Consider the following 26,574-nt stretch of genomic DNA (forward strand, 5'->3'; position numbering starts at 1 on the left):
TCTCTGGGTTTTCAATGAAAAGCGTATTATCAATTCAATCCCATGTTGTTTTCGGCCATGCAGGAAACAGTGCTGCTGCATTCCCTATGTGCCGTATGGGCGTAGATGTGTGGCCACTTAATACAGTGCAATTCTCCAACCATACTCAGTATCCACAATGGACGGGCTCAGTATTTCCTGCTCAGCATTTGACAGATATTGTCGAAGGATTAGCAAAAATCCATAAACTGGCAATATGTGATGCCGTGTTAAGTGGCTATATTGGTTCTGCTGAGCAAGGCAATGATATTCTAGCGATTGTTCAAAAGGTTAAAGCGGCGAATCCGCAGGCACTCTATTTTTGTGACCCTGTGATGGGGCATCCAGAGAAGGGATGCATTGTTGCACCAGGTGTTGCTGAGTTTCTTTGTCAACAAGCGCTAGCGGCGAGTGATGTGATTGCTCCTAACTTGTTAGAGTTAGAAACGTTAGCGAATGAGAAAATAGCAACGGTAGAGCAAGCTGTTCAAGCTGCACGTCGACTATGTCAGCAAGGCCCTAAAACTGTATTAGTTAAGCATTTAAGCCGTGCAGGCTATCGTGCAGACCGCTTTGAAATGATTTTAGTCACTGCGGAACATAGCTGGCATGTTAGCCGCCCATTAGTAGATTTCGGTGAAAAACAGCCTGTGGGAGTTGGTGACTTAACGAGTGGTTTAATGTTGGTCAATATCTTAAAAGGTGAGCCACTAGATAAAGGCTTAGAGCATGTTGCTGCGGCAGTCTATGAAGTCATGCTGAAAACCAAAGAAATGGGTGAGTATGAACTTCAGTTAGTTGCAGCTCAAGATTTGATGGTTAACCCTCAACATAAATTCTGCGCCACTCAGTTAGACTGATTGAGCATAGTAGTAACTTATTAAATATAGTAATAAAAAACAGCGCCGAATAGCGCTGTTTTTGTAAATGCATTTCATACAATAGATTACTTTTTCAGTAACCCTTCCGCTTCTAATGCTTCTTGTACTTTTGGGCGCTTCGCAATCTTCTCACAATATTCGTTCAGATGGCTCAATGCGCTGATATCAACGCCAACTAAACGAGTCCAGTTGGTGACGGTAAACAGATACGCATCAGCAACACAGAAGTCACTTTTAGCGACAAAATAAGGCTGATTTTTCAGAATATCATTCACATACTGGAATTTTTTCAGTAAATTTGCGCGAACAACATCTTTATATTCTTCAGGGGTATTTGGCGCAAATAATGGGCCAAAATTCTTATGCAGCTCAGTAGAAATGAAGTTTAGCGCTTCTAACTGATGGTAGCGCTTCATTGAACCTGGCAGGGCAATTAAGTTTCTATTTGGGTTTTGATCTGCAATATATTGGACAATCACAGCACCTTCAGTTAATTGCTCATCATCATCTAAAACGAGAGTAGGAACTTGACCTTTAGGGTTAATTTCTAAGAAGTTTTCACCCGTTTCTGTGATTTTCTCTTTTAAGTTAACACGAACAATACTGAAATCTAATCCTGCTTCACGCAGAATAATATGAGGAGAAAGTGAGCAGGCACCGGGAGCGTAATACAATTTCATCATAAAACTCCTAAGTCATAGAATGGTCATCATTATTGTTCTTTCAAGTATACACTAGATTTAAAAAGAGAATTGCCAAAGGATGCGGGGCGGCTCCCAATATCTAAAATCACTCTAATGTATGGCAAGATTACGGGAGACGAGTATTTCTCAGGGGAATTATCTATTTAATTGATATTCCATTAAAATTAAGAATGTTACGGGATAGGTATCTGAGAGGGTTTTGTTATAATTTTGCCTCACATTGAGCTATTCTCTCAATCCTTAGCCACATTTTATGAGCTGTCAAAATGGCATCCATTTTTCACAATCTTAATTACTTAACCAAGCTAGATGCCATCTTAATGGCTCATAAACCGAATAGTAGTAAAGGATTAAAACGCTTTATTCTTGAATTTTGGTTTTTTGGTTTAATTAATGCTCGTTCTTGTCTGTTTGCTGGTTTCTTCTTTTTGGCTTTATTCCTAGTGCCAGCGAAAGGGATTCTAGGTATTCCTCGTTATGATGTTTTACTGATTTTCGCAGTCTCTTTTCAAGCGCTCTTGGTATGGTCAAAATTAGAAACATGGGATGAGCTAAAAGCCATTTGTGTATTCCATTTAGTGGGTTTTATGATGGAATTATTTAAAACCTCAGCGACAATTGGTTCATGGCAATATCCTGATGAGGCGTACACCAAACTTTGGGGAGTTCCTCTGTTCACAGGGTTTATGTATGCGGCAGTTGGTAGCTATATCATTCAATCTTGGCGTTTTTTTAATGTCAGGATTGAACATTATCCACCTTATTGGATGGCGACATTAGTGGCTTTAGCCATTTATATTAACTTTTTTAGCCATCACTATATTGATGATTATCGTTGGTACTTAACGGCGTTTATATTTGGTTTGTATGCCCGCAGCGTGGTGTTTTATACCCCGTTAGATAAAGAACGTAAAATGCCGCTATTGCTTGCATTTATGCTGATAGGATTCTTCATTTGGCTGGCGGAAAATTTCGGAACGTTCTTTGGTGTTTGGCAATATCCAAATCAAATCGGAGCATGGTCTATGGTACATGCAGGGAAGTGGGGGGCATGGTCGTTACTGGTGATCGTGACTTTCACGATTGTGGTACACCTCAAACACATAAAAAGTTGTGTATCCATAGCGCGCTAGCAACAAACAGTTTGTTAAAGACGGAGGTTATTTCCCCCGTCTTTTGGTCATTACAAATCTTGTCGCCACGCATCAATGGATAATGGCTCTCCAAAGTGACTTTCAATCAGACGACGCGTCACGTCATGAAGTGGAGCCGCTAAAACCTCCGCTGTATTTCCTCGCTCAACCACTTCGCCTTTATCCATTACGAGCATTTTGTCACTAATATGCTTCATCATGCCTAAATGTTGGGTGACGTAAATATAAGCGATATCTTGCTTAGCTTGTAAGTCGAGCATTAAGTTGATTATCTGTGAGCGCATCGACATATCCAGCGAGGCAAGTGCTTCATCAGCCACGATAATTTCTGGTTGCAGAATTAACGCACGGGCGAGGGCGATCCGCTGTTTTTGACCTGATGCGAGCATGTGTGGGTAATATTCTGCGTGATCGGCCAGTAATCCTACTTGGCGTAATGTCTGGATAATGCGTCTTTCCCGCTCAATACCGGTAAGGTTAGTATTCAGTTTTAAGGGTAATTCAAGGGTTTGTCCAATACGCTGGCGCGGATTTAAGGAAGTACTTGGATCCTGAAATATCATGCGAATACGTTGGCTTCGGTAGCTATAATCGCCAAAACTTAGCCGTTGGCCACGGATTAAAATCTCTCCACCAGAAGGCTCCGTCACCCCTGACAACATGCGAGCCAAGGTGGATTTTCCTGAGCCGTTAGCGCCGATGATGGCTAAAGTCTGCCCTGCTTGTAGGTTGAAACTCAACGGCTTGACGGCTTGTAATTCATGGCGACGAAATAACCCTTCACGAAAACGGAACGTTTTTGTCAGGTTACGTACCTCAAGTAACGTTTCCATTAGGGTTGTTCCTCGGTATTCAGTGGATAATGACAAGCAACTAGGTGCCCTTTAATGCTGCGCAGTGGTGGTGCATCGATACAGGTTCGTTGCGCGTAAGGGCAACGAGGACCCAAACGACAGCCAATTGGTAAGTGTTCCAATGAAGGAATAGCCCCTGGGAGTGTATTTAAACGACCTTTATGGGGGATCGGGCTTTCAAAATCAGGAATAGAGCGAATTAATGCCTGCGTATAAGGGTGGCGTGGTCGCTGCAAAATATCATTCGGTGTGGCACTTTCTACAGTCTGACCGCAATATAGGACATTAATTCGGTCAACCAATTTAGACATCATTTCCATGTCGTGGCTGATCAGCAAAATTCCCATGTTATTGTTTTGGTTTAATTTATCTAATAAACGGAAAATTTGAGCCTGCGTGGTGGATTCCATCGCGTTGGTAGGCTCATCCGCAATTAACAAGCGAGGCTGATTAGCAATCGCAATGGCGATCATTACTTTTTGGCATTCACCATCCGTCAGTTCGTACGGATAACTGTGCATGATATCTTTGTGATCTTTGATACCCACTCGGTGCAATAATTCGATAGCGCGGCGTTTTCGCCAATTAAAGCGCTGCCACCAGCGCCCTTTGTATGTCCAGCCGGGGATTGATTGGATCAGCTGTTTCCCAATATCGGCCGCAGGGTCAAGACAGGATTGTGGCTCTTGGAAAATCATCGAAATATTATGGCCAATCAGGCGACGACGCTTGCGTGGACTTAGCTTTAAGAGGTCAATATCTTGGAAGCGAAAACGGTCCGCAGTGACGCGGATATTATCTTTGGTGATCCCACAAATGGCTTTCGCAATTAGGCTTTTACCGGAACCCGATTCACCCACTAAGCCACGAACTTCACCTTCAGATAAGGTCATGGAAACACGGTCAACGGCTTTGACGGGGCCGTTAGCCGTCATAAATTCAATGGTTAAATTACGAATATCAAGTAATGGCATTATTCCACCCCCGAATTAATCGCTCGGTGCAGTCCATCACCCAGTAAGTTCACAAATAAGACACTCGACATAATCGCAACACCGGGCAGAATGACTGTCCACGGTGCCACATAAATCAATTCTAACGTATCGCCTAGCATAGCGCCCCATTCAGATGATGGGAGTTGCGCCCCTAAATCTAAAAAGCCTAATGCCGCAATATCCAAAATTGCAATGGAGAGGGCACGGGTTAATTCAGTGACCAAAATAGGGGTAATGTTTGGCAGTACGGTGTACCACAAAATAAAGATGTTTGAAGCGCCATCTAAACGTGCCGCCACAATATACTCTTTGTCTAGCTCATCGTGCACGGCAACGTAGATGGTACGCACCATACGAGGGATCAGCGCGAGGCAAATCGCAAGCATCGCATTGGTTAAACTGGCACCCATAAATGCCACTACGATAATCGCCAGTAATAGAGAAGGGATCGAGAGTAAGGTATCCAGAACGTGGTTAAACACAGCGGATTTTAGTCCGCGGGTCATGCCCGCAAGACAACCTAACACTAAGCCGATTATCGTCGCAATCGCAGTGACCAACAAGGCTGAGCCGAACGTGGATTTAGTACCAATCAAGAGACGGCTTAAAATATCGCGTCCTAAATCATCCGTACCAAAGAAGAATGCCACTTCACCATAGTGTGACCATGATGGCGGTGTAATTTGGTAACCCAAAAATTGTTGGTCGATGGCATAAGGTGCTAAATAAGGGCCAGCAAAACAGAGGACGATTAAAAAAATCACCCCAAAAAAGCCGGTCATTGCCAGTATGTCGGAGGAGAAAATATTCCACACCACCCGTGTCGGGGATGGCATTTTCTGTTCACGATAAAAATTATCTGAGGACATACCAATCCTTATGTTTTAACGGGTCCATCATTGCGCCTAAAATATCGGATAACACGTTCACGGTGATCACCAATGCGCCAATTAACATCACACCTGCAGAAATCGCCGAGTAGTCTCCTTGGCGGATTGCAGTGACCAACCAGCGACCTAATCCCGGCCAGTTAAACACTAATTCTGTCACCATGGTTAATGTTAGCATCGTGGAGAATTGTAGCCCTAATTTCGGGATAATCGGCGGTATAGCGTTATGAAAAATATGGCGGCGAATAATTTTAAAGCGAGAAAGCCCACGAGTGGCGGCGGCTTTGACATAGTTACTGCTAGCCACTTCATCCGTACTAATGCGAACTAAGCGAATGACTTCCGTGGTTGGCGCTAATGCGAGTGTGAGTACTGGCAGGATCATATGTTCTAACACATTGATGATCATATCTTTACGGTATGGCGAATCCGAAAGCCACGCATCCACAAGGGCAAAGCCTGTCACAGGCTTCAAGTTATAAAGCAAGTCGATTCGCCCGGAAACGGGGAGCCATCCTAAGTGAAGCGAGAAAAATAGGGTTAGTACTAACGCTAAAACGAATACAGGCACGGAAAAGCCTAATAGTGCAAACGTGCTGATCGCGATATCAACGGGTTTGTTTCGCCAGAATGAGGCAATCATCCCTAACGGGATCCCAACAAATAACGCGAATAAGAAGGCGAGAATGCACAGTTCCATAGTGGCAGGGAATGTGTCTTTAAGTTGCTCGGTTATAGGCTCCCCGTTAATGCTAGAGACGCCGAAATCGAAATGCAGTAAGCCATCAAAGTAGAAGATATACGCATCAATAAGTGATGCGCCGCTAAGAGGCGCATTGGGCGTGAAATAGCTTAAGCTGAAACTGACCAGCGACAAAAAGAAGACCGTCACCAGCAATAGCAGAAATCGTCTCAGTGAGTAGATGATCATGGTTGCGGCTCCTGCTGCCGAGGTGGTGCTTTTTTCGGCTCTTGCATCTCGCGATAAACGCCAGCAAATGAGGTATTGCCGAACGCGCTGATCACCAATCCTTTCATATCAAAACGATAAGCTTGTAAACGCAGCGAGTAAGCTAATGGCAATATGGGCAGTTCTTCCGCGAGAATTTGTTGTGCTTGATGATAGTAATCAATACGGTCTGCCAGCTCTTGCGTTAGTAAGGCCTTATGCAAAACATCATCAAATTTAGAATCACACCAATGGCTTAAGTTGGTTTGTGAGCCAATGGCGGCACAACTGAGCAGTGGGCGGAAGAAACTATCTGGGTCATTACTGTCTGTTGTCCAGCCCGCTAGTGTCATATCGTGGGAGCGATCCATTAATTGATTTTCTTGGAAGCGACCTTCCACTGAGCGGATACTCATGACGATACCCACTTGAGCGAGGTCAGCTTGGATTAATTCCGCCATTTTCAATGGGCTAGGGTTATAAGATTGGGAAGCGACAGGAACCCATAACTCTAATTTCAGGTTTTCTAATCCCATTTCCTGCAGCATTTTTTTGGCAAGTTCAGGGTTGTAATCAGTTATTTTGGTTTGATTATCAAATGCCCAAGATGCACGGGGGAGAATCGATGACGCCGTCTCTGCGGTACCATAATAAATGGACTGCATGAGTCGCTCATTATTAATGGCATAAGAAATCGCTTGGCGAACCTTGAGTTGGTCGAGAGGCGGCTTACTGGTATTAAACGCAAGATATGCGATATTCATTCCCGAACGCATTGAAATACGTAGGCGAGGGTCATCACGTAGCACTTTTAACTGACTTGCGGCTGGGTACGCGAGGACATCGCACTCACCAGTGAGTAGCTTAGAAATACGTCCGGTACCCCCCGCGCCCATATCTACCACCACTTCTTCCATGCGTGGTTCACCTTTCCAGTAATCTTTATTACGCAATAAACGGACAAACTGCCCAGCTTGGTAATCATCAAAGTAGAATGGACCGGTACCGACAGGGCGCCAATCTATCATCTCTTGGCGATTGCTAGCAGAAAGCTCATCTGCATATTCCGCAGATAAAACGGGCGCGTAGTGAGTCGCCAAATGCCATAAGAATGAAGCATCCGGGGATTTTAATCGAAATTCCACGGTGTAGTTATTCAGTTTTTTAATACTTTCGACGCTGCTCGCAAATTGCAAGCTGTCAAAATAGGGGTAGCGCCCGCCATTAATGAAATGGTAAGGATTGCTGGTTTCAAACATGCGGGAAAAACTGAATACCACATCATCCGCATTCATATTACGCGTTGGTGTAAACCAAGGTGTAGTTTGGAATTTAACGTCCTTTCTCAGATATAACCGATAGGTCGCACCATTATCTAAAACTTCCCAACGGGAAGCCAACTCTGGGATCAGGCGATACGTAAAGGGGTCAACATCCAGTAAGCGGTCATACAGTTGTGCGCCTAGGGGATCAATAATTAACCCGCTACTGGCGAGTTGTGGGTTAAATGTGGTGACAATGCCATTGACGCAGTAAATAAAGCCATTTTGGCGAATATCGGCCGGGACATCATTGGCAATGGTGTCTTTGTAGCTTATGTCTGTTTGCTCTGCCAATGTTGAAAGAGAAACAGTAAATAAAAACCAAAGAGTTAAAAGGCGCATAGAGCTAATATCGTTGACCTGAATTGCCTTATTGTAGCGTAAAAATAGGCTAACTGGGTATAAGCAAAATTTGTGATTATATTTTGCTCGCAATGCTGGCGGAAGTGCGAGCTTTCAACTGTAAATGAGAATCAATAAGACTCTATCTATATGTAATGGTTACTATTATTTTTAATTTAATCTTAATGAGAAATAATCGCATTAAAATGCTTTACAAATGATACTAATAACTATTATCATTAACTCAGTCTCTTGAGTGCTTAGCTTTAGCAGACAAGGCATGACATTGCTCACATTGCTTCCAGTGTTTTATTGCTTTCAGTGTTTTAGTTATATAGCCAGCTCGGGTGCTGGCTTTTTTTTGCGTAAAAATCAGCTTTCCAAGCTAATTTGATGTTTCTTTATCAATCCTCGAAATTGGTCATAGCTCAGCGATAGATATTGAGCGGCTTTACGTTGATTAAAATTAGCGTGACGTAGCGCCTCTTCCACATACTGTTTTTCCGATTCTAATTGCCATTGACGTAAATCAAAAGGAAATGCGGGTGCTAATTTTGGGTTTTCTGATGATGCCGTTGGTATATCATGTAGCTCTGCGAGCTTCTCACCGAAAGGATCTAAAATAATCGTATCCACTGGTAAGTCACTGTCACCATGTCGATAAACTGAACGCTCGACAACATTTTTCAGTTCGCGAATATTACCTGGCCAAGAATAGCGCATCAGTGTTTGCTGGGCGTTGTCAGAAAACCCAGTGAAGTAAGCTCGTTTAAGCTCACGTACCATGCCAATGGCAAAGTGCTCAGCCAATAACAGGATGTCAGGAACACGTTCACGTAATGGCGGCATACGGAGTACTTCAAAGGCAATCCTGTCGAGTAGGTCAGCGCGAAACAGACCTTGGCGAGCCAATTCTGGAAGATTGGCGTTAGTGGCACAGACCAAACGAACGTCTACTTTCAATGACTGACTTCCGCCCACACGCTCTAATTCGCCATATTCAATCACACGTAACAGTTTTTCTTGGACAGACATCGGCGCGGTTGCCAGTTCATCAAGGAATAACGTACCTTTATCAGCACGTTCAAAGCGGCCTTGATGACGTTTCTGCGCTCCCGTAAACGATCCTGCTTCATGTCCAAATAATTCAGAATCCAGCAAGTTCTCATTGAGTCCGCTGCAATTTAAGGAGATAAAAGGCTCTTGCCAGCGGGGAGATAGATAGTGAAGACGATCCGCGATTAACTCTTTACCGGTTCCTCGCTCGCCAATAACAAGGACAGGTTTATTTAGCTTGGCAAGTTCAGAAGCACGTTCTAGGACATCGAGGAAATTACTCGATACACCAAGAATAGTATTGTTAGTCTCTTTCATGGTTATTTTTACCAAATTTTGGTTAATTTTACCTGTGATTAACTATAGTACAAATAACCATCGATAGATATCGAAATAATATTTTTGTTATTTATTAGTTGGTTATGTCATTCTGAAAAAGTTGGCACGCCAATTGCTATCTTAAAGTTGTAAAAGATTTTGATTGAAATAATTATCGATTTAATAATTTCAATTTTATATTCATGGAGCATCACGTATTGGTTGGACGCCAACATCGGGTTGAGGCTCTACAGAAAGATAACATCCATCAAGAGGATATAAATTATGGGTATTTTTTCACGTTTTGCCGACATCATTAATGCCAACATCGCTTCACTGCTTGATAAAGCTGAAGATCCGCAGAAAATGATCCGCCTGATGATTCAGGAAATGGAAGACATGTTAGTGGAAATCCGCTCCACCTCAGCACGTACTCTAGCTGAGAAAAAAAGTTTAGAGCGCCGCGTCGAAATGGGCGAAAAACAAATTGCAGAATGGCAAGAAAAAGCGGAACTGGCATTAATCAAAGATAAAGAAGATTTAGCTCGCGCAGCATTGATTGAAAAGCAAAAAGTCAGTGCCATGGTCGATACGCTAAAGCATGAACTGATTATTGTTGATGAAACACTGACTCGCTTAAAAGGCGAAATCACGGAATTAGAAAATAAACTGCAAGAAACGCGTGCAAAACAGCAATCAATGACCGTACGTTTAGAAGCTGCACAATCAAGCCGTAATGTTCGTCGCCAGTTAGACAGTGGTAAACTGGATGAAGCAATGGCGCGTTTTGAACAGTTCGAACGTCGCATTGACCATATGGAAGGCGAAGCGCAAAGCTACGGTATTGGTAAACAACGCTCTTTAGAACAGCAATTTGCTGAGTTAAAAGCAGATGACGAAATTAGTGCACAGTTAGCCGCGCTTAAAGCTAAAATCAATAAAGACGAATAATATTCAACACGCAAGGCGCAGTGATTTCATTGCGCCAGTGCGCTAGGCTAAATAACCATAAATAAGGAAATGTGATGGGCTACGTTTTACTGTCTCTCGTATTAATCATCTTTGTCATTTTTGTTCTGCCGATTTGGTTGTGGCTCCATTATGGTAAGAAGAACAATGGGCAGGGAAGTCAGCTTACTGAAAATGAAGTACAACGTTTGATGCAATTGGCAGAGCAGTCATCGCGTATGCAGCAACGTATCAAAACACTGGAAGATATTTTAGATGCCGAGCACCCAAATTGGAGGCAAAAATAATGACTAATTTTCGCAACCGCAAGTTATATCGCTTAACGGATAAACGTGTTTTTGGTGGTGTTTGTTCCGGTCTCGCTGAATATTTAGAGTTACCGGTTGCTTTGGTCAGAGCATTGGCTGTACTTGCCCTGTTTATGAGTTTTGGATTGACCTTGATTGTCTATGTGGTGATGTGTTTCTTTGTGGAAGCTGCGCCAAGCGGTTACCGAAGCGAGCAGGATATCGGACCAGAAGTGACGACACTATTAAACCAAATTGATGCTCAGCTACAAGCTGGGGAAATGAAACTGCGCCAAATGGAGCGCTATGTCACCTCGGACACTTATACCGTTAACAGCAAGTTTCGTCATCTATAACAACTGATTTGCACCATCACATAAATGGGAATAGAGTTTAATGACTGTATTCCCTTTATATTTTTATTGGGAGAGCGAGAACTAGGAGCATTATGAAACGGCTACAAAATGAATTAACTGACTTAATGAACCGTAGCGTTGACCGCCATGTAAGGCTTGCTGTCACTGGATTAAGTCGCAGTGGAAAAACCGCATTCATCACTTCTCTCGTTAACCAACTTCTTAACACCACCACGGGGGCGCGTCTTCCGCTATTTTCAGCAGCGAGAGATAAACGAATTTTAGGGGTAAAACGTATTCCACAGCGCGATATGTCAATCCCACGCTTTGCTTATGACGAGGGAATTGCATCGCTTTATGGCGATCCGCCGCAATGGCCGACGCCTACCCGTGGAGTGAGCGAAATTCGCTTGAAAATTCATTACCGTTCAAATGATTCGTTTGTTCGCCATTTTGTCGATAACTCCTCCCTGTACTTAGAAATTGTCGATTACCCGGGGGAGTGGCTACTGGATTTACCGATGCTAGATCTGAACTATTTAACCTGGTCTAGCCAAATGAAAGTGCTACTTAAAGGTAAGCGTGGGGAGCTCGCTAATGAATGGCTACAGCTTTGCCAAAAATGTGACCCATTAGCCCCCGTTGATGAAAATCTATTGGCTGAAATTTCCAATGCTTACACCGCATATCTGCATGAATGTAAGCAACAAGGACAGCACTTTATTCAACCTGGTAGATTTGTTTTACCCGGAGAGTTAGCGGGAGCGCCTGCATTACAATTCTTTCCATGGCCAAACATCGAAAAACAGGGTGAAAAACAGTTAACGCAAGCGGATAAAAACACCAATATCGGCGCATTACAGCGTCGCTATCAATACTATTGTGACCATGTGGTGAAAGGGTTTTATAAGGATCATTTCCAGCGTTTTGATCGACAAATTGTGCTGGTGGACTGTTTACAGCCTTTAAATAGCGGCGCAGATGCCTTCAACGATATGCGAATGGCGCTCACTCAGTTAATGCGAAGCTTTCATTATGGAAAACGCACATTGCTCAGACGCATGTTTTCACCATGCATTGATAAGCTACTCTTTGCCGCCAGTAAATCGGATCATGTAACGCCAGACCAACATGCAAATTTGGTCTCGTTATTGCAGCAATTAGTCCAAGATGCTTGGCAAAATGCGGCATTTGAAGGGATCAGCATGGACTGTGTGGGGCTGGCTTCTATTCAAGCAACCGAAAGCGGCATTGTGGACTACAAGGGGGAAAAATTACCGGCTTTAAAAGGTGAACGACTCAGCGATGGGCAACCCTTAACGTTCTATCCCGGTGATGTCCCAAAACGCTTGCCTAATGAACAGTTTTGGCAGCAGCAAGGCTTTCAATTTGAAAATTTTCGCCCTCGGCCAACGCCGTTAGATCAACCGTTGCCACATATTCGCATGGACAGTGCTCTGGAATTTTTGTTAGGAGATAAACTGAAATGAGTGAACCTCTAAAACAGCGCGTGGACTTTGCCGATAAAGCCGATAAGCCGGCCATGGAGCCATTAAAACAAGCGCAAACTTTTGATGAAAAAGCGTTTGAAAAATTTGTACCGGTCGATATACAAGAAGAACAAGATAGCCAAGATGGCGAAGTTGAAAGTCTCATCAATGAAGCCTTAAAACCTAAACGCAGTTTCTGGCGCAAGCTAGTCGGTGCGGCGGCAGGTATTTTTGGGGTGAGTGTAGTCGCTCAATTAGGACTTTGGATCCATCAATCATGGATAACTCAAGACTGGACCGCGTTAGGCACCGCAGCGGCGGGGGGCTTAATTGTGGTCGCTGGTGTGGGTTCAGTCATCGGCGAATGGCGTCGTTTGTATCGGCTCAGAGAACGTGCAGAGGAGCGTGATTTTGCACGTGAATTACTTCATAGCCACGGCATGGGGCAGGGTAAAGCATTCTGTGAAAAGCTCGCCAAACAGTCTGCATTACCGATGCAACACCCTGCAATTCAAAGCTGGCAAGCCACGGTTCACGATTCACATAATGACCGCGAGGTTATTGAACTTTATAGCAAATTAGTGCAACCGATTTTGGATGAGCAAGCACGTAAAGAGATCAGCCGTTCGTCGGCAGAGTCGGCCTTGATGATAGCGGTTAGTCCATTGGCAATTGTCGATATGGCATTTATTGCGTGGCGAAACATTCGTTTAATCAACCGTATTGCCGCCATTTATGGTATTGAGCTGGGCTACTATAGTCGGATCCGCTTATTCCGTATGGTACTGATTAATATTGCATTTGCAGGGGCTTCTGAGCTTATTCGCGAGGTCGGAATGGATTGGCTATCGCAGGATATTACCGCACGGTTATCGACACGTGCTGCGCAAGGAATTGGTGCAGGTCTTCTGACCGCTCGATTAGGTATTAAGGCGATGGAGTTATGCCGTCCATTACCTTGGATCGAAGACAAACCGAAATTAGGTGATTTTCGCCGTCAATTAATTGGCCAACTGAAAAATGCCATTCCCTCAAAAAAAGAGAATCCATAAGCTGTAAATTTTGCTGGCAGGATGAGTTGACAGTTTTAATTATCCTGCCAGTTATGCCTAAAAGGGCAATTCCCTGTCGAATTAATCCACAATCCTCGAGTTAAAGAAAGAAATGCTGCTGATATTTATTAGAAACTAGACGAGTGTCAACAATATGTGACACGGCTCTGTATTACTGGCCTGTTTAACGCTAAAATATTAGCAATTATGTTCTCTACAAAAGGTTTCATCATGCGCCTCGAAGTGACCTGCCAAGACCGAATCGGTTTAACGCGTGAATTACTTGATCTTTTAGTCCTACAAAACATTGACTTAAAAGGCATTGAAATTTCAGCTCAACGTCGAATTTACCTGAATTTTGCACCGGTAGATTTTCAGGTTTTCAGTACGTTAATGGCAGAGATCCGCCGTATAAACGGGGTAATTGATGTTCGCCGCATCTATTTTATGCCTTCCGAACGTGAGCATAAAGCGGTGTGGGCTTTACTGAATTCGTTCCCTGAGCCAGTTTTATCCATTGATAATAAACTGAATATTGAGCTGGTTAACCCAATGAGTTTGCAACTTTTTGGGGTTGATGAAACGAAAATCAAACAAAAATCCTTCTCCCAGTTAATCCCTAACCATGGTTTACATCGTTGGTTTGAACGTGAGTCTCCAGAACCATACACTGAACGAATTTCGGTCAAAGGCAGTGACTATTTAATGCAGGTTACGCCAATTATTCTCGCCGATGAAGATGGAAAATCTCACTGCACAGGGGCGGTGATCTTACTCAAATCCGTGGCAATTCTTGAAAATCAACGTAAGCAAGTAGCTGAAGTTGATATTGAAAATCGTGGATTTAGCCAGATTGTGGCGGTCAGTCCTGCGATGATCCAAGTCGTTGAACGTGCTAAACGTGTTGCTATGCTGGATGAGCCGTTATTGCTTGTCGGGGAAACCGGAACGGGTAAAGATATTCTGGCAAAAGCCTGCCATTTACACAGTGCTCGTGGTAATGCGCCATTTTTAGGATTGAACTGTGCTTCTATGCCTGATGATGTCGTTGAAAGTGAATTATTTGGTTATGCAGCAGGGGCTTATCCAAATGCGATTGAAGGGAAAAAAGGCTTTTTTGAGCAAGCGAATGGCGGTACTGTCTTACTGGATGAAATTGCTGAAATGTCCCCTCAAATGCAAATTAAACTATTACGTTTTCTGAATGATGGAACTTTCAGACGTGTTGGCGAAGAACATGAAGTCAAAGTCAATGTACGGGTGATTTGTGCGACACAGAAGAACCTACCTGAGCTAGTGGAACAGAAAAAATTCCGTGAAGATCTCTATTACCGCTTGAATGTTATAACGCTCACGATCCCTCCATTAAGAGAGCGTAGCGAAGACATTAAACCGCTCACGAAAGTCTTTGTGTCTAATTTTGCCAAAGAATTGAACATTGATGAGCCAAAAATCTCACCAGCATTAATTGAATCACTCAGCTCTTATTATTGGCCGGGTAATGTTAGACAATTACGCAATGCGTTATATCAGGGACTATCTCAATTTAATGGCAATATTTTGGATGTTGATGATATCCAACTTCCTGATGCAGTTAACGCGCCTGCGATTGCTTTAGATACATTAAATGGGTCACTGGATGAAATAACCAAACGCTATGAAGCCTCGGTGTTGGCGAGGTTATATCGTGATTATCCGAGTACGCGTAAATTGGCTAAACGTTTAGATATTTCTCATACCGCTATTGCGAACAAATTGCGAGAATACGGGCTCAGTACCAAGAAAGAGCAAGATTAACATGATAAAAAAGCTGTTTAAATTGTGTCTACTTAGCGTATTAATGAGTGTGAGTATTAGCGCTGTTGCACAAGAAAAACCAAATAATAAGTTGATTGATAAACTCTGTAAAAATGCAGAGCAATCCATGGAAGACGTGTATGAAAATGGCGCGCTGACTCAGTGTCATTTCCCTAATAGTTCGCTACTAAGCGCTTATCAAGAATATCGTAATCTGCTTGGTGATGATAAAAAGTTTTTAGAGGCTAAGTTAGAACCTAACAAAAACAAAGAAGTGATTTGCTCGGATGATAACTGTCAGTCGATTATTTATCGATGGAGTGGCGACAAAAAATTAGAAATTGAGCAAAGTTTTCCGGGGGGAGAAACTTACCTCCAATTTATTCAAGATAATAAAGAGACTTCGCTCGAAATAAGATATTTCCCTGACTAACGCCCATTCAGTCACTATCAATAAAACAAGCCACATAAATAAGCTCACTTATTCCAAATCAGTTAAAAGAATGGAGTGAGCTTACTCGATTAAACTAAATTTACATATTTTTCATCGTAAAACGACGTCCTGATCATTGCGGGTTGGTTGTTTTTTCTGCTATAAAAATGGTGAGCAAAGCTTTAATTTTTAAATTAACGATAAAAAAATGCTTAAGTCGTGCATTGATTATTAATATTAGCAACGCGGGTTTTATACCTTTAAGGAGTTGCAATGGAACAATTTACGATTAATTTTATTGTCAATTTCAAGCTACGTGAATATATGTCTAAATGTCACTATCAAGGTGATATGTTTGAATCCGCGAATACCGCCGCAGAACTTTATTTAATGAATAAGGCAGCGGCCAATTATTTAGCGAAAAAAAATCGTTTTACGTGGGATGCGTTAGTCAAAAATGGCGTTAAACCACGGGATTTGATTATTGATATTCTTACGTCTTGTTGCCCTGTGACCCAAGAGCAGGCTCAACGGGTATTAAGTACGTTGTCGCACTCGTTAGTGAGTATGATGAAGGAAAATATAATTTTTACGAATGTGGTCAACGCGAAAAATCACAAACCACTATTTTGGGCTTATGTTGATTAAAAACATGATTGATAACCCCTCAACCCCTATCAAATGAAGCCACAATCACCGAAAGCATCGGCGATTGTGGTTCATCATAATTTAAGATTATTTCAGGCTATTTAGCGCATTATCATAATCAGGTTCTTCAGTAATTTCAGGCACTAATTGGCTGTAAATCACTTTGTCGTTCTCATCTAATACAACGACAGAACGAGCCGTTAAACCTTTTAATGGACCAGTGGTCATTTCAACGCCGTAATCTTGGGCAAAATCACTACGGAATGAAGATAATGTCACCACATTGTCTAAGCCTTCTGCACCACAAAAACGTGCTTGAGCAAAAGGTAAGTCAGCAGAGATACATAACACAACAGTGTTGTCTAAACCGTTGGCTAATTGATTGAATTTACGCACAGAAGCGGCGCAAACACCGGTATCTACACTTGGGAAAATATTCAGAACTTTGCGCTTACCTTGGTAAGTTTCTAAGGTTGCTTCACTTAAATCTTTAGCGACTAAAGTGAAAGGTTTAGCTTGTGAGCCCGCCTGTAAAAAAGTACCTGCAAGTGAAATGCTATTGCCTTTGAGTTTTACTGTCTGTGACATTCGTTTTTCTCCCGTTTTATAGATTGAGTTACAGAAGATGAAAATATCAAATAATTTTTAAAATCAAATTATTACGTAATTTCACATTCCTAACTTTCTGTTTTTAAATCCTATTATTGACCGAATTGCATTGTTGCCTTCTCGGCGTGATAAGTAAGAAGGTTACGCTGCATTATACAAGTAATAAGCCCTATTAAGAGTTTATGTTTTTTATTATGTATCATCCTAAAATACCATATTCAACGCGATAAAAAGAGCGCTTTGTGCCGTGTTTTACTTGTTATATGATGAAGCGAAAGCTAATTTTAAACTGACAATCAAGTCAATGAGTTATTCGCCTATCACGGCTAATACCTTGGCATGTCAAATATCAATTTAGCAGTTTGTAATGGGTTAATTCATCAAAGCTTAGCGAATAACGCTGAGTAATCCTCTTTTTGATTAATAGATAGAAATAATAATATGCATAAACGTTCATTGACCTCTTTAGCTGTATTCATTTCATCACTTTTCCTTTCTACACCGGTTATCAGTGCTACGGTTCCTGCTGGTACTGTTTTATCCGAAAATCAAGAAGTTGTGCGCCATCTGAAAGATGAGCCAGCATCGTTAGACCCAATTAAATCTGTTGGACTGACTGAAGCTCAAGTGATGCGTGATTTGTTTGAAGGCTTAGTTAATCAAGATAATCATGGGAAGCCGATACCGGGTGTTGCACTAAATTGGCACACCGATGACAACCGCACTTGGATTTTTCAGTTACGCCCTGAAGCGTCATGGTCGAATGGCGAGCCTGTTACCGCTGATGATTTCGTTTACAGCTGGCGTCGTTTAGTCACGCCAACCAATACATCGCCATTTGCTTGGTTTGCAGCATTAGCAGGAATTAATAATGCGCAGGATATTATTGATGGTAAGTTGCCGCCAGAACAGTTAGGGGTGGAAGCTGTCGATAAACACACATTGAAAATTGTGTTAAATAAGCCAGTTCCTTATTTCCCGTCATTAACCGCAAATTTTAGCTTATTTCCGGTTCATCGCGGAACTATTGAACAATATGGAGCAGATTGGATTAAAGTCGGTAATTTGGTTGGAAACGGGGCATTTGAGCTGAATGACCGCGTTGTTAACGAGAAAATCGTATTAACACCAAATCCGCACTATTGGGATCATAAAAATACAGTGATCACTAAAGTGACTTTTGTTCCCATCAACCAAGAATCTCATGCGACTAACCGCTATTTAGCGGGGGATTTAGATATCACGGAATCCTTTCCAAAGCAGCGCTATCAAAAATTATTACAAGATATTCCTAACGAAGTTTTTACTCCGGACCAACTAGGTACCTATTACTACGCATTTAATACCCAGCGCGCGCCGACCAATGATGTCAGGGTTCGTCAGGCATTATCAATGGCAATTGACCGCCAATTGATTGCTAGCAAAGTCTTAGGGACAGGGGAAAAACCCGCGAATTATTTTACACCCGATGTGACAGCAGGTTTTAAGCCACAAAAAGGGCTGTATCAGACTCATAAACAAAAAGAGTTAGACCAACAAGCTAAAGCATTATTGAAACAAGCAGGGTACAGTGAAGCGCATCCTTTGGAATTGACGTTGCTGTATAACAGCTCAGAAAACCATCAAAAAATTGCCATTGCGATTGCTTCTATGTGGAAGAAAAAACTCGGGGTACAAGTTAAATTAGTTAACCAAGAGTGGAAAACCTATATTGATAGCCGTAACACCGGAAATTTTGATGTGATCCGTGCTTCTTGGATTGGTGATTTTAATGAGCCATCGACATTCTTATCACTGCTAACTTCTCAACATAGTGGCAATATTCCTAAGTTTAATAGTCCGCAATATGACGCATTAATGACTTCAGCCAGTATTGAAACGAATGATGCGCAGCGTAATGTGTATTACAACCAAGCAGAAGCCATTATTGCAAAAGAAGCGCCAATTGCGCCAATTTATCAATATACGAATGCGCGCTTGATTAAACCGTGGTTAAAAGGTTATCCGATTGAAAATCCAGAGGATGTGGCATATAGCCATAGCTTCTATATGATTAAGCATTAGAATGATATTTAGCCAGTGCAGATGTGCTGGTTAAATTTTGGGAGCCCCAAAATAAAAAAAACTCCTTCCACTGGAGAGTCGGAAGGAGGACCAAAAAGGAATAAACACTACAGAGCTAATAATAGGAAAAAACTTTGCTGTTTTATTGCTAATTTGTGTCAATCAAATGGGATCTCTCTAGCAAAAAGTGAGAAATTTCATTGGGCTATAAATTTTACATAACATCTTATTTTACTGTTTTTATTTTCCTTTGCTTAACACCTACTTAAACTTTGTATTTTGATTTTGTTATTGAAATCATTGCAATATTCCCTTTAATCAACTAAAAATACCTTACTTTTCAATTTAAGGAGATATTGCATGGCGTCGACCTATGGATCGCAATTTCAACACTCTAACCCCGTTCATGCCTTTCAGTTAGATGGAGACGGTGGTGTTCTTCCAATCGATTTAAATGCCACTGCAACACAGCAATCTCCATTTTGGCTGCATTACGATTATAAAAATAAAGAGACGTCTAGCTGGATCCAACAGACTGATTTGTTTAATGACCAAGTGAAATCGTCACTGACGGGTAAAATGAATCGTATGCGGATGGTGCGTATTGGTGATGGCGTTCTACTGACATTACAAACTCTGAATAACACGGCAGGACAACGCCCTGAACAATTGGTGGCCTTTCGTATTTTTATGAATAGCCGTTTGATTGTTTCATGTCGTCACCGACGTGTTCACTCATTGGATTCTGTTATTGATGATCTTAAAGAAGGCGTCGGTGCTCAGAGTACCGGTGAATGGCTTGCCGATGTCACCGATGCGATGACCGATGAAATTAGTGATTTCACCGATTCTCTTCACGAGCGTCTTATTGAAATGGAAGACTTGATATTACATGGTGAAATTCCTGAGCGTGGGGAATTAGCGTTATTGCGTAAACAGATTATTGTCGTACGCCGTTATATGGCGCCGCAGCGGGATATGTTCTCTCGATTAACCGCTGAAAAATTATTATGGTTAGATGATAACGACAGACGTCGTTTACAAGAAATTTCAGACAGATTAGGGCGCTGTATTGAAGATTTAGATGGTTTTATTGCTCGTACTGCCATTATGTCTGATGAAATTACGAATATGATGACGGAAATGATGAATCGCCGAATTTATACCATGTCATTAATGGCGATGATATTTTTACCAACCACATTTTTAACCGGTTTATTTGGTGTGAACTTAGGGGGGATCCCCGGTAATGAATTTAAGTTTGCTTTTAGTGCGTTCTGTTTATTACTCGCCTGCTTAATCGCTACAGTATTTTGGTGGTTAAAAAGAAGTCGATGGCTATAAGAAAGGTGAATTGTTCTGGATAATGGGCGCTAGTTTGAGATAAATCAATAAAGGGTATAGGGTTTTAAGGCAATATTACTCCCGCAGGTGAATGCAACGTTGAGCGATGAACGTTGTGCTCCATAATTGTAGTTTTTCTCATATTGAGTTCTTATACAGAATAATTGACCACTGTAATGCCGATGTATTTTACATCGGCTTTTTTTTTGCATAAAATCTGACGCCACCCCTGAATTTCTCCAGAGATAGCGGATCAATTTTTATTATCTTACTTAACTTCAATCACATCTAAGCGCTCAGCACTGTAGTCTGGCTGATCATCTTCATCAATCATTGGCTGAGCAGGCAATTCTTCGCGGTCAAAAGCCATATCACCACCATTGATCACTGCATCACCATGTGAAATATTTTTGAAATCAAATAGTTCAGTATCACATAAGTGAGATGATACAACGTTTTGAGTTGCTCTAAACATGGTTTCAATACGTCCAGGGTAACGTTTATCCCAATCGCGCAGCATCTCTTTAATGACTTGGCGCTGTAAATTAGGCTGGGATCCACACAAGTTACAAGGAATGATAGGGAATCCTTTAGCTTCAGCAAAACGCTCAATATCTTTTTCGCGGCAATAGGCCAGAGGGCGAATAACAATGTGTTTGCCATCGTCACTCATCAATTTTGGTGGCATACCTTTTAATTTACCGCCGTAGAACATGTTTAAAAACAGGGTCTGCAAAATATCGTCGCGGTGATGGCCGAGTGCAATCTTGGTCGCGCCTAACTCTGTCGCGGTGCGATATAAGATACCGCGACGTAAACGAGAGCACAGGGAACAAGTGGTTTTCCCTTCAGGAATTTTTTCTTTTACGATGCCATAGGTGTTTTCTTCGACAATTTTATACTCAACACCGAGTTCGTCTAAGTAAGCTGGCAAAATGTGTTCAGGGAAGCCCGGTTGTTTTTGGTCTAAGTTAACAGCGACCAAAGAGAATGAAATTGGGGCACTTTTTTGCAGGCTTTGCAAAATAGACAGCAGGGTATAGCTATCTTTTCCCCCAGACAGGCAGACCATGATACGGTCGCCTTCTTCGATCATATTAAAATCGGCGATGGCTTGCCCAACATCACGACGAATTCTTTTTTGGAGTTTGTTTAAGTTGTATTGTTCTTTCTGTGTATTCATTCTGTACTATTCTGTGTTGTCGCTGAGTATTTAACTTTATAAAAAATAAAAGAAATTTTGTTTTTTCTGTTATCGCTTTGCAGGCTAAAGTCGCTAGAGACAAAAGCTACGATGCATAAAGGCATTTACGAAACAGATAAAAAACAGAAGCTCATTTATGGAGGTGAAGTTTTCAGGGGCACATGATAGCAGATGGATGAGGATTTTTGATACAGGTTAGTGAAAAAGGTTCTATTCCATGGTCATACTCTTATAGATTTGAAGGTAAGTTAAGTAGGATAATATCCTGATTTATCGCTAAAATAGGCGCGAGACAAGCTTAGAGTGATTTTGGTTTAAGGGCATGACCCAAATACCAAAAGCGGTAAGTGTTCTGTCAGTGCTATACAAGGTGTGAATCTAACTTAATCTGCGTTATTCTTTTTTTCATATCCATATAAATTAATCCTACCAGACAAATACTCACCTAAATACACTTCACTGATTTTACTGAAACCTTGTTTCGAGATATTGTTTTCTAACCACTCAATGTCTTTGTTGATGATTTCGAGTAAGTCATAGTTAGCTAAGCCGTCAACTATAATTGGATAACGTATATTTTCATCGCCACTTTGGATAATGGTCAATTGCCCATTTTGTTCGAGAACAACGCGTTTTAGTTGCTCTATTTCGTATATGCCATTTGATCTTAGTTTGAACATCAAATCATTAGCGGAAACACCATTTTTTAGACATTCTTTAACGTTAACGCTGCCATTATGTACCAAGGTTATAGGCTTGCCGTCAATAATTCGTTTAATGAACGGATTATTTTCTTTTAAAAATTTAAGGGCAAAAACAAGCAAAGTCCAGATGATTAACACGAGTATAAATTGCAGTACTGTTATTGATTCATTGTAAATGACGCCACCGATAATACCGCCTAGAACATAGTTTTGGACTTGATCCATTGCGGATGAGGGGGCTAAATTCCCTTTGCCCATAAGGTTTATTTGAACAATCAGACATAGAATCCCCAATCCAAGTTTTATAATAATAGGTGTATAAATAATCATTTCATGCCTTATTTTTTTATGATTTTAATTTCGGGATTTGTTAACCAAACTTTTTCTAAGCTGTAAGTTTGTTGATCTAAGCTTAAATGAATGCGGTAATACCGGTCATCAATTTTAATGATGATGCCATCGGATAATTGTACAGAGTTAGAAAATATAGAATTTATATCTACACCTTTTTCTTTTGATAATAACCTTACGAAATTAACCATTTGGGATGATTTTGAGTGTATATTTTGACTATCGGTATAATCTTGATACTGAATACCTGAAATGAAAAGTAAAAATAGGAAGGCGATAATCGTTAAATCCCGATATTTAGGGAAGCTGCGATTAAGTGGTCCGCAGCTCCCGATATGACGCCCCAAACCGTCCTTTATCGACGTCCTGTGGCTCAATTTTCCAATTTTCAGCCCAAAATCGTCTCTTCGTGGCTGATTTTGGCCCTGTTTCAGGCCAATTTCCTCATTTCAGGTAGATCTCGCCTGTGCCCGTATCAATTGGTCAACTCGAACCAGGTTCGCCAGGGTGAATAACATCGCCAGTTGACTGTCATTTTTAGCCAGCCCCTTGTACCTGGCTTTGACGAAACCAAACTGACATTTTACTATCCGAAATGGATGCTCAACCTTCGCTCGGATACTCGCTTTCAGGTATTCGTAACGGATGGCCAGCTTGTTCTTGCGCGGGTGTTGCTTCAATGCATTCACTTTGCCGGGACGCTTGGCGATAAGCCAGTCTGCGCTGACATCGCTGAGCTCATCGCGCTTTTCGGCCCCCTGATAACCAGCATCGGCTGAGATAAACTCTTCATCGCCATGCAGTAACTTGCCAACCTGATTGAGGTCGTGCTCGTTAGCCGCCGTGGTCACCAGACTGTGGGTCAGGCCACTTTTGGCGTCCACGCCAATGTGCGCTTTCATGCCGAAGTACCACTGGTTACCTTTCTTGGTCTGGTGCATGTCTTCATCACGGCTGTTGTGTTTGTTTTTTGGTAGAGCTGGGGGCTTGAATGATGGTGGCATCCACCAAGGTGCCCTGGGTCATTAGAACGCCACACTCTGCTAGCCAGTGATTAACGGTACTGAAGATTTTGCGGGCCAGTTCATGCTGCTCCAGCAAATGCCGGAAATTCATGATGGTAGTGCGGTCTGGAATGGCTTTATCCAGTGACAGGCGAGCAAATTGGCGCATGGAGGCGATTTCATAGAGGGCATCTTCCATGGCCTCATCGCTCAGGTTGTACCATTGCTGCATGCAGTGAATACGCAGCATGGTTTCCAGCGGATAGGGCCTGCGACCATTACCGGCCTTGGGATACACAGGCTCGATAACGCCAAGTAATTTGTCCCAGGGAAGCAAGTCATCCATTCTGCCAAGGAAAACTTCTTTGCGGGTCTGGCGGCGTTTACTGGAAAACTCACTATCGGCAAAAGTCAGTTGCTGGCTCATCCGGTTACTCATTCTGGGTTCAGGTTACAATACGATGATCTCACATCTCGGACTTATTCGCACCTTCCCAAGAACGAGTAAAGAGATTTAGACAAGAAAGTGAATAATACTGCTGGGGTCATCTTAATCTGACAGTATTGAATAAAATAACTGAGTTTTATTAGAATGTAATTTATTTAAATGATAGCAATTATTATTAATGAATAATTAAATCAATATGCATTGTATTATATAAAGCAGATAATTATGCTGAGATCGTGACAAGAGTGACTACAACATCAGAAGCTTAAGAGTCTCACTTCAGTCGGGCTTTTGGGGATTTGTATACATGATGCGCTTAAGTAAGTCGAAGGCTATTCTGAACAACTGATTTTAATTGTCAAAATGAATGGTGTTTTTATTGATTAATGAGATTAATTATCATATTGTTTTCGGCTTAACTTATGAAGGAAAAGGCATGAAAAAGATAATTGATTCATTTTTTGTTGTAGCTTCATTTGTAATTGTTGCACTGTCATTTGTCTTTGCAGGTGGAATGCCTTTTGACCCAACAGAAGATGATAGTATCAAATAATTAATGGATAGAGTTTTGTCCGAGAGGTCGTCTAGTGCGACCTTTTTTATTAAATTGTATTTTATGTATGGATTGATGGGATTTAAAATTATTATTTATCATTGAGTTATCTATATATTCTGGCATTGAATATATTGTTAAATCCATATTGATTATTAAAATAATCGTAGTATCTATGAAAAAAACCTTGCTATACGTAAGGATGTATGAGTAAATGCACTCATCGGTTTGGAAGTACAGACCTATTTATGAAAGCAAGTTTTGAAAAGTTCCCCCGTCTAGCGTTATCCTATAGATACCCATTCGTAGTGAATTCCTTCTAATTAGTTCCATAAGTATCAAGAAAAATCAAACCTATATGCCATGTGGCAACAATTAAAAATTCAAAGGAATTCAATATGTCTAATACAATGACTGGTTTAGTAAAATGGTTTAACGAATCTAAAGGCTTTGGCTTTATTTCTCCTGAAGATGGAAGCAAAGATGTGTTTGTTCACTTTTCTGCAATCCAAAGTGATAGCTTCAAAACCCTTAATGAAGGGCAAAAAGTCAGCTTCTCAGTAGAAAATGGCGCAAAAGGTCCAGCTGCTGTAAATGTAGTGGCACTTTAAGATCGATATCTTTATGAGATGTCCTTGAGATAAAGACACTCTATCATTTTGAAGCAACCTAAAGTAACCATTCCGGTGTTAAATGTACTTTTGCAAAAGTACTATGAAAACTTAGACGTGTTAGTTACTTGATTGGTTATTATTAAAAACCTCGCTATGGCGGGGTTTTTTTATGCTTGCTTATATTTAATGTAAAGAATTGTAAGTGCTAGATTGAAATTTTCACTAGCGACACTATATAAGTGATGCACCAAGATAAAGAGTTAATCCATACGGGCAAATGGCTAATGGTGCTTATGTAATAGGTAGTTAGTTTTATATTGAAGGAGAAATTATGTCTAACATTAGATCTTTTTCATTATTTCCAGCATTATCTGATAACCTGCTTTCTAGCAGATTTGACCAAATGGATCGTTTATTCAGCCAATTAACTGGTAATCGACCATTAACCTCAGAACATCCATATAATTTAAAACAAATAAATGAATCAAATTATCAATTAACAGTCAGTGTTCCTGGTTATAAAGAGGATGACTTAAGCGTATCCTTAAAAGGTGGGAAACTCTATGTACAAGGTGAGCAATCAACTGAATTAGTTAATGATTCAGAGAAATGGATCCATAAAGGGATAACACAAAATAAATTTTCTCTTGAATTTAATCTCGGTAAGAATGTAAAAATTGAAAGCGCAGAGTTATCAAGCGGTTTGTTAACATTAAATATTGAATATGAAATTCCGGAAGAAGAGAAACCTCAGATCATAGCTATTGAAAATAAAGATACAAAATAATTTTTCTGTATTTTCTAACCCGTCAGCAATGGCGGGTTTTTTTTCGCCTAATATTTGTTAGTGCAGGGAACATCAAAGCCAGCTGTAAAAAATCGTAATTGTTGCTGCCACCAGCTTGGATGGTGCAATCACTGCCCGACCTACTGACTCCGTTATCCGAAATTATTGGCTACTCAGACAACGAATCGCGAAGTTCAAGCAAATGATACTTGGTTTGCAAGATAACACTAGAACGGAGCGCTTACGTTAATACCAATCAGTGAACGCTCTTGCGAAAAAAATTAAATTTATGAAAGCCAGAGTGCTTAACAAGTAGATAGAGAACTTTAAAAAGAGTGTCACTGTATCTGGTTGTTTTTTATCTTGAGCAATAATGA

Annotated in this window: 27 protein-coding genes; 15 read left to right on the forward strand and 12 right to left on the reverse strand. The window is 41.3% G+C overall.

The window, feature by feature from the left end; all coding sequences use genetic code 11:
- The first annotated feature begins 14 nt into the window (after positions 1-14).
- A complete protein-coding gene (pdxY, locus tag H0913_RS08455; protein WP_181478514.1) occupies positions 15-878 on the forward strand; it encodes a pyridoxal kinase PdxY in 864 nt (287 codons plus the stop codon).
- Positions 879-964: 86 nt separating this feature from the next.
- Here pdxY and gstA read toward each other — a convergent pair whose 3' ends face one another.
- Positions 965-1,579 carry a glutathione transferase GstA gene (gstA, locus tag H0913_RS08460; protein WP_036953499.1) on the reverse strand — a complete coding sequence of 205 codons (615 nt, stop codon included), beginning with the start codon at positions 1,577-1,579 and terminating at the stop codon, positions 965-967.
- 290 nt (positions 1,580-1,869) lie between these two features.
- Here gstA and H0913_RS08465 point away from each other — a divergent pair, with 290 nt between their 5' ends.
- A complete protein-coding gene (locus H0913_RS08465) occupies positions 1,870-2,736 on the forward strand; it encodes a DUF817 domain-containing protein (protein ID WP_220127910.1) in 867 nt (288 codons plus the stop codon).
- 50 nt (positions 2,737-2,786) lie between these two features.
- Here the strand turns inward: H0913_RS08465 and sapF are convergent, their stop codons facing one another.
- The 6 genes from sapF to pspF form a co-directional block, all read right to left on the reverse strand.
- Complete coding sequence (gene sapF / locus H0913_RS08470) at positions 2,787-3,590, reverse strand: putrescine export ABC transporter ATP-binding protein SapF (RefSeq protein ID WP_154603991.1); 804 nt, start codon at positions 3,588-3,590, stop codon at positions 2,787-2,789.
- Positions 3,590-4,585 (reverse strand): putrescine export ABC transporter ATP-binding protein SapD, encoded by a 996-nt coding sequence (sapD, locus tag H0913_RS08475; protein ID WP_036953491.1) that lies wholly within the window; start codon positions 4,583-4,585, stop codon positions 3,590-3,592. Before sapD ends, sapF begins: the two co-directional genes overlap by 1 nt.
- Positions 4,585-5,475, reverse strand: a complete 891-nt coding sequence (gene sapC, locus H0913_RS08480; RefSeq protein WP_154603990.1) for a putrescine export ABC transporter permease SapC — start codon at positions 5,473-5,475, stop codon at positions 4,585-4,587. The genes sapD and sapC overlap by 1 nt, the downstream gene beginning before the upstream one ends.
- Positions 5,462-6,427: a putrescine export ABC transporter permease SapB gene (gene sapB, locus H0913_RS08485; protein WP_154603989.1), complete on the reverse strand. Its 966-nt coding sequence runs from the start codon at positions 6,425-6,427 to the stop codon at positions 5,462-5,464. Before sapB ends, sapC begins: the two co-directional genes overlap by 14 nt.
- Complete coding sequence (gene sapA, locus H0913_RS08490; RefSeq protein WP_181478516.1) at positions 6,424-8,109, reverse strand: ABC transporter substrate-binding protein SapA; 1,686 nt, start codon at positions 8,107-8,109, stop codon at positions 6,424-6,426. The genes sapB and sapA overlap by 4 nt, the downstream gene beginning before the upstream one ends.
- A gap of 372 nt (positions 8,110-8,481) precedes the next feature.
- On the reverse strand, positions 8,482-9,483 hold the full coding sequence (gene pspF, locus H0913_RS08495; RefSeq protein ID WP_181478518.1) for a phage shock protein operon transcriptional activator: 1,002 nt from the start codon (positions 9,481-9,483) through the stop codon (positions 8,482-8,484).
- 285 nt (positions 9,484-9,768) lie between these two features.
- Between pspF and pspA the strand changes: the two genes are divergently transcribed.
- The 8 genes from pspA to H0913_RS08535 all read left to right on the forward strand — a co-directional run bounded on the left by pspA (position 9,769) and on the right by H0913_RS08535 (position 16,515).
- The gene (pspA, locus tag H0913_RS08500) at positions 9,769-10,434 is read left to right on the forward strand and encodes a phage shock protein PspA (protein ID WP_006660058.1); all 666 of its coding nucleotides are present in this window, start codon (positions 9,769-9,771) and stop codon (positions 10,432-10,434) included.
- 74 nt (positions 10,435-10,508) lie between these two features.
- Positions 10,509-10,739, forward strand: a complete 231-nt coding sequence (gene pspB / locus H0913_RS08505; protein WP_006660057.1) for an envelope stress response membrane protein PspB — start codon at positions 10,509-10,511, stop codon at positions 10,737-10,739.
- Positions 10,739-11,095 (forward strand): envelope stress response membrane protein PspC, encoded by a 357-nt coding sequence (gene pspC / locus H0913_RS08510; RefSeq protein ID WP_154603985.1) that lies wholly within the window; start codon positions 10,739-10,741, stop codon positions 11,093-11,095. Before pspB ends, pspC begins: the two co-directional genes overlap by 1 nt.
- Positions 11,096-11,187: 92 nt before the next feature.
- Complete coding sequence (locus H0913_RS08515; RefSeq protein WP_154638908.1) at positions 11,188-12,585, forward strand: YcjX family protein; 1,398 nt, start codon at positions 11,188-11,190, stop codon at positions 12,583-12,585.
- Complete coding sequence (locus H0913_RS08520; RefSeq protein ID WP_154638907.1) at positions 12,582-13,637, forward strand: YcjF family protein; 1,056 nt, start codon at positions 12,582-12,584, stop codon at positions 13,635-13,637. The genes H0913_RS08515 and H0913_RS08520 overlap by 4 nt, the downstream gene beginning before the upstream one ends.
- 231 nt (positions 13,638-13,868) lie before the next feature.
- On the forward strand, positions 13,869-15,434 hold the full coding sequence (gene tyrR, locus H0913_RS08525; protein ID WP_181478721.1) for a transcriptional regulator TyrR: 1,566 nt from the start codon (positions 13,869-13,871) through the stop codon (positions 15,432-15,434).
- 1 nt (position 15,435) lies between these two features.
- The gene (locus tag H0913_RS08530; protein ID WP_181478520.1) at positions 15,436-15,867 is read left to right on the forward strand and encodes a hypothetical protein; all 432 of its coding nucleotides are present in this window, start codon (positions 15,436-15,438) and stop codon (positions 15,865-15,867) included.
- Between the two features lie 273 nt (positions 15,868-16,140).
- Complete coding sequence (locus H0913_RS08535) at positions 16,141-16,515, forward strand: ATP-binding protein (protein ID WP_181478522.1); 375 nt, start codon at positions 16,141-16,143, stop codon at positions 16,513-16,515.
- 87 nt (positions 16,516-16,602) lie between these two features.
- Here the strand turns inward: H0913_RS08535 and tpx are convergent, their stop codons facing one another.
- Positions 16,603-17,103, reverse strand: coding sequence for a thiol peroxidase (gene tpx, locus H0913_RS08540; RefSeq protein WP_154603979.1), 501 nt, complete (start codon positions 17,101-17,103; stop codon positions 16,603-16,605).
- A 462-nt stretch (positions 17,104-17,565) separates the two neighbouring features.
- Between tpx and H0913_RS08545 the strand changes: the two genes are divergently transcribed.
- A complete protein-coding gene (locus H0913_RS08545) occupies positions 17,566-19,188 on the forward strand; it encodes a peptide ABC transporter substrate-binding protein (protein WP_154638904.1) in 1,623 nt (540 codons plus the stop codon).
- Between the two features lie 360 nt (positions 19,189-19,548).
- Positions 19,549-20,532, forward strand: coding sequence for a zinc transporter ZntB (zntB, locus tag H0913_RS08550; protein ID WP_108479002.1), 984 nt, complete (start codon positions 19,549-19,551; stop codon positions 20,530-20,532).
- 268 nt (positions 20,533-20,800) lie between these two features.
- Here the strand turns inward: zntB and ttcA are convergent, their stop codons facing one another.
- The 4 genes from ttcA to H0913_RS08570 form a co-directional block, all read right to left on the reverse strand.
- Positions 20,801-21,715 carry a tRNA 2-thiocytidine(32) synthetase TtcA gene (ttcA, locus tag H0913_RS08555; RefSeq protein WP_154603977.1) on the reverse strand — a complete coding sequence of 305 codons (915 nt, stop codon included), beginning with the start codon at positions 21,713-21,715 and terminating at the stop codon, positions 20,801-20,803.
- A gap of 404 nt (positions 21,716-22,119) precedes the next feature.
- Positions 22,120-22,770: a DUF421 domain-containing protein gene (locus H0913_RS08560; protein ID WP_154603976.1), complete on the reverse strand. Its 651-nt coding sequence runs from the start codon at positions 22,768-22,770 to the stop codon at positions 22,120-22,122.
- 8 nt (positions 22,771-22,778) lie between these two features.
- Positions 22,779-23,138: a DUF3290 family protein gene (locus tag H0913_RS08565; protein WP_232368844.1), complete on the reverse strand. Its 360-nt coding sequence runs from the start codon at positions 23,136-23,138 to the stop codon at positions 22,779-22,781.
- Positions 23,139-23,240: 102 nt separating this feature from the next.
- A protein-coding gene (locus tag H0913_RS08570; RefSeq protein ID WP_000082736.1) for an IS5-like element ISEc68 family transposase occupies positions 23,241-24,222 on the reverse strand; the annotation gives its coding sequence in 2 pieces (ribosomal slippage) (positions 23,241-23,762 and positions 23,764-24,222; 981 coding nt in all).
- 972 nt (positions 24,223-25,194) lie between these two features.
- On the opposite strand from H0913_RS08570, the gene cspE reads away from it, so the two are divergent.
- From cspE to H0913_RS18990, 3 genes are all read left to right on the forward strand, one after another.
- Positions 25,195-25,407, forward strand: coding sequence for an RNA chaperone/antiterminator CspA (gene cspE, locus H0913_RS08575; RefSeq protein ID WP_036954791.1), 213 nt, complete (start codon positions 25,195-25,197; stop codon positions 25,405-25,407).
- A gap of 334 nt (positions 25,408-25,741) precedes the next feature.
- Positions 25,742-26,197: an Hsp20 family protein gene (locus tag H0913_RS08580; RefSeq protein ID WP_154603971.1), complete on the forward strand. Its 456-nt coding sequence runs from the start codon at positions 25,742-25,744 to the stop codon at positions 26,195-26,197.
- A 119-nt stretch (positions 26,198-26,316) separates the two neighbouring features.
- Positions 26,317-26,403, forward strand: coding sequence for a hypothetical protein (locus tag H0913_RS18990; RefSeq protein WP_420720244.1), 87 nt, complete (start codon positions 26,317-26,319; stop codon positions 26,401-26,403).
- The last annotated feature ends 171 nt before the right edge of the window (positions 26,404-26,574 follow it).

The sequence above is a fragment of the Providencia rettgeri genome (assembly GCF_013702265.1).
Classification (GTDB): Bacteria; Pseudomonadota; Gammaproteobacteria; order Enterobacterales; family Enterobacteriaceae; genus Providencia; species Providencia zhijiangensis.

What these genes read in the sequence shown, in the direction of transcription:
- pdxY (WP_181478514.1), top strand. Translation starts at nt 15, where the DNA reads ATGAAAAGCGTATTATCAATTCAATCCCATGTTGTTTTCGGCCATGCA.
- ttcA (WP_154603977.1), bottom strand. Translation starts at nt 21,715, where the DNA reads ATGAATACACAGAAAGAACAATACAACTTAAACAAACTCCAAAAAAGA.
- tpx (WP_154603979.1), bottom strand. Translation starts at nt 17,103, where the DNA reads ATGTCACAGACAGTAAAACTCAAAGGCAATAGCATTTCACTTGCAGGT.
- sapA (WP_181478516.1), bottom strand. Translation starts at nt 8,109, where the DNA reads ATGCGCCTTTTAACTCTTTGGTTTTTATTTACTGTTTCTCTTTCAACA.
- zntB (WP_108479002.1), top strand. Translation starts at nt 19,549, where the DNA reads ATGGCGTCGACCTATGGATCGCAATTTCAACACTCTAACCCCGTTCAT.
- H0913_RS08520 (WP_154638907.1), top strand. Translation starts at nt 12,582, where the DNA reads ATGAGTGAACCTCTAAAACAGCGCGTGGACTTTGCCGATAAAGCCGAT.
- sapC (WP_154603990.1), bottom strand. Translation starts at nt 5,475, where the DNA reads ATGTCCTCAGATAATTTTTATCGTGAACAGAAAATGCCATCCCCGACA.
- H0913_RS08465 (WP_220127910.1), top strand. Translation starts at nt 1,870, where the DNA reads ATGGCATCCATTTTTCACAATCTTAATTACTTAACCAAGCTAGATGCC.
- sapB (WP_154603989.1), bottom strand. Translation starts at nt 6,427, where the DNA reads ATGATCATCTACTCACTGAGACGATTTCTGCTATTGCTGGTGACGGTC.
- cspE (WP_036954791.1), top strand. Translation starts at nt 25,195, where the DNA reads ATGTCTAATACAATGACTGGTTTAGTAAAATGGTTTAACGAATCTAAA.
- H0913_RS08580 (WP_154603971.1), top strand. Translation starts at nt 25,742, where the DNA reads ATGTCTAACATTAGATCTTTTTCATTATTTCCAGCATTATCTGATAAC.
- H0913_RS08560 (WP_154603976.1), bottom strand. Translation starts at nt 22,770, where the DNA reads ATGATTATTTATACACCTATTATTATAAAACTTGGATTGGGGATTCTA.
- H0913_RS08535 (WP_181478522.1), top strand. Translation starts at nt 16,141, where the DNA reads ATGGAACAATTTACGATTAATTTTATTGTCAATTTCAAGCTACGTGAA.
- pspF (WP_181478518.1), bottom strand. Translation starts at nt 9,483, where the DNA reads ATGAAAGAGACTAACAATACTATTCTTGGTGTATCGAGTAATTTCCTC.
- sapF (WP_154603991.1), bottom strand. Translation starts at nt 3,590, where the DNA reads ATGGAAACGTTACTTGAGGTACGTAACCTGACAAAAACGTTCCGTTTT.
- H0913_RS08530 (WP_181478520.1), top strand. Translation starts at nt 15,436, where the DNA reads ATGATAAAAAAGCTGTTTAAATTGTGTCTACTTAGCGTATTAATGAGT.
- H0913_RS08515 (WP_154638908.1), top strand. Translation starts at nt 11,188, where the DNA reads ATGAAACGGCTACAAAATGAATTAACTGACTTAATGAACCGTAGCGTT.
- pspB (WP_006660057.1), top strand. Translation starts at nt 10,509, where the DNA reads ATGGGCTACGTTTTACTGTCTCTCGTATTAATCATCTTTGTCATTTTT.
- tyrR (WP_181478721.1), top strand. Translation starts at nt 13,869, where the DNA reads ATGCGCCTCGAAGTGACCTGCCAAGACCGAATCGGTTTAACGCGTGAA.
- gstA (WP_036953499.1), bottom strand. Translation starts at nt 1,579, where the DNA reads ATGAAATTGTATTACGCTCCCGGTGCCTGCTCACTTTCTCCTCATATT.
- sapD (WP_036953491.1), bottom strand. Translation starts at nt 4,585, where the DNA reads ATGCCATTACTTGATATTCGTAATTTAACCATTGAATTTATGACGGCT.
- H0913_RS08545 (WP_154638904.1), top strand. Translation starts at nt 17,566, where the DNA reads ATGCATAAACGTTCATTGACCTCTTTAGCTGTATTCATTTCATCACTT.
- pspA (WP_006660058.1), top strand. Translation starts at nt 9,769, where the DNA reads ATGGGTATTTTTTCACGTTTTGCCGACATCATTAATGCCAACATCGCT.
- pspC (WP_154603985.1), top strand. Translation starts at nt 10,739, where the DNA reads ATGACTAATTTTCGCAACCGCAAGTTATATCGCTTAACGGATAAACGT.
- H0913_RS18990 (WP_420720244.1), top strand. Translation starts at nt 26,317, where the DNA reads ATGGTGCAATCACTGCCCGACCTACTGACTCCGTTATCCGAAATTATT.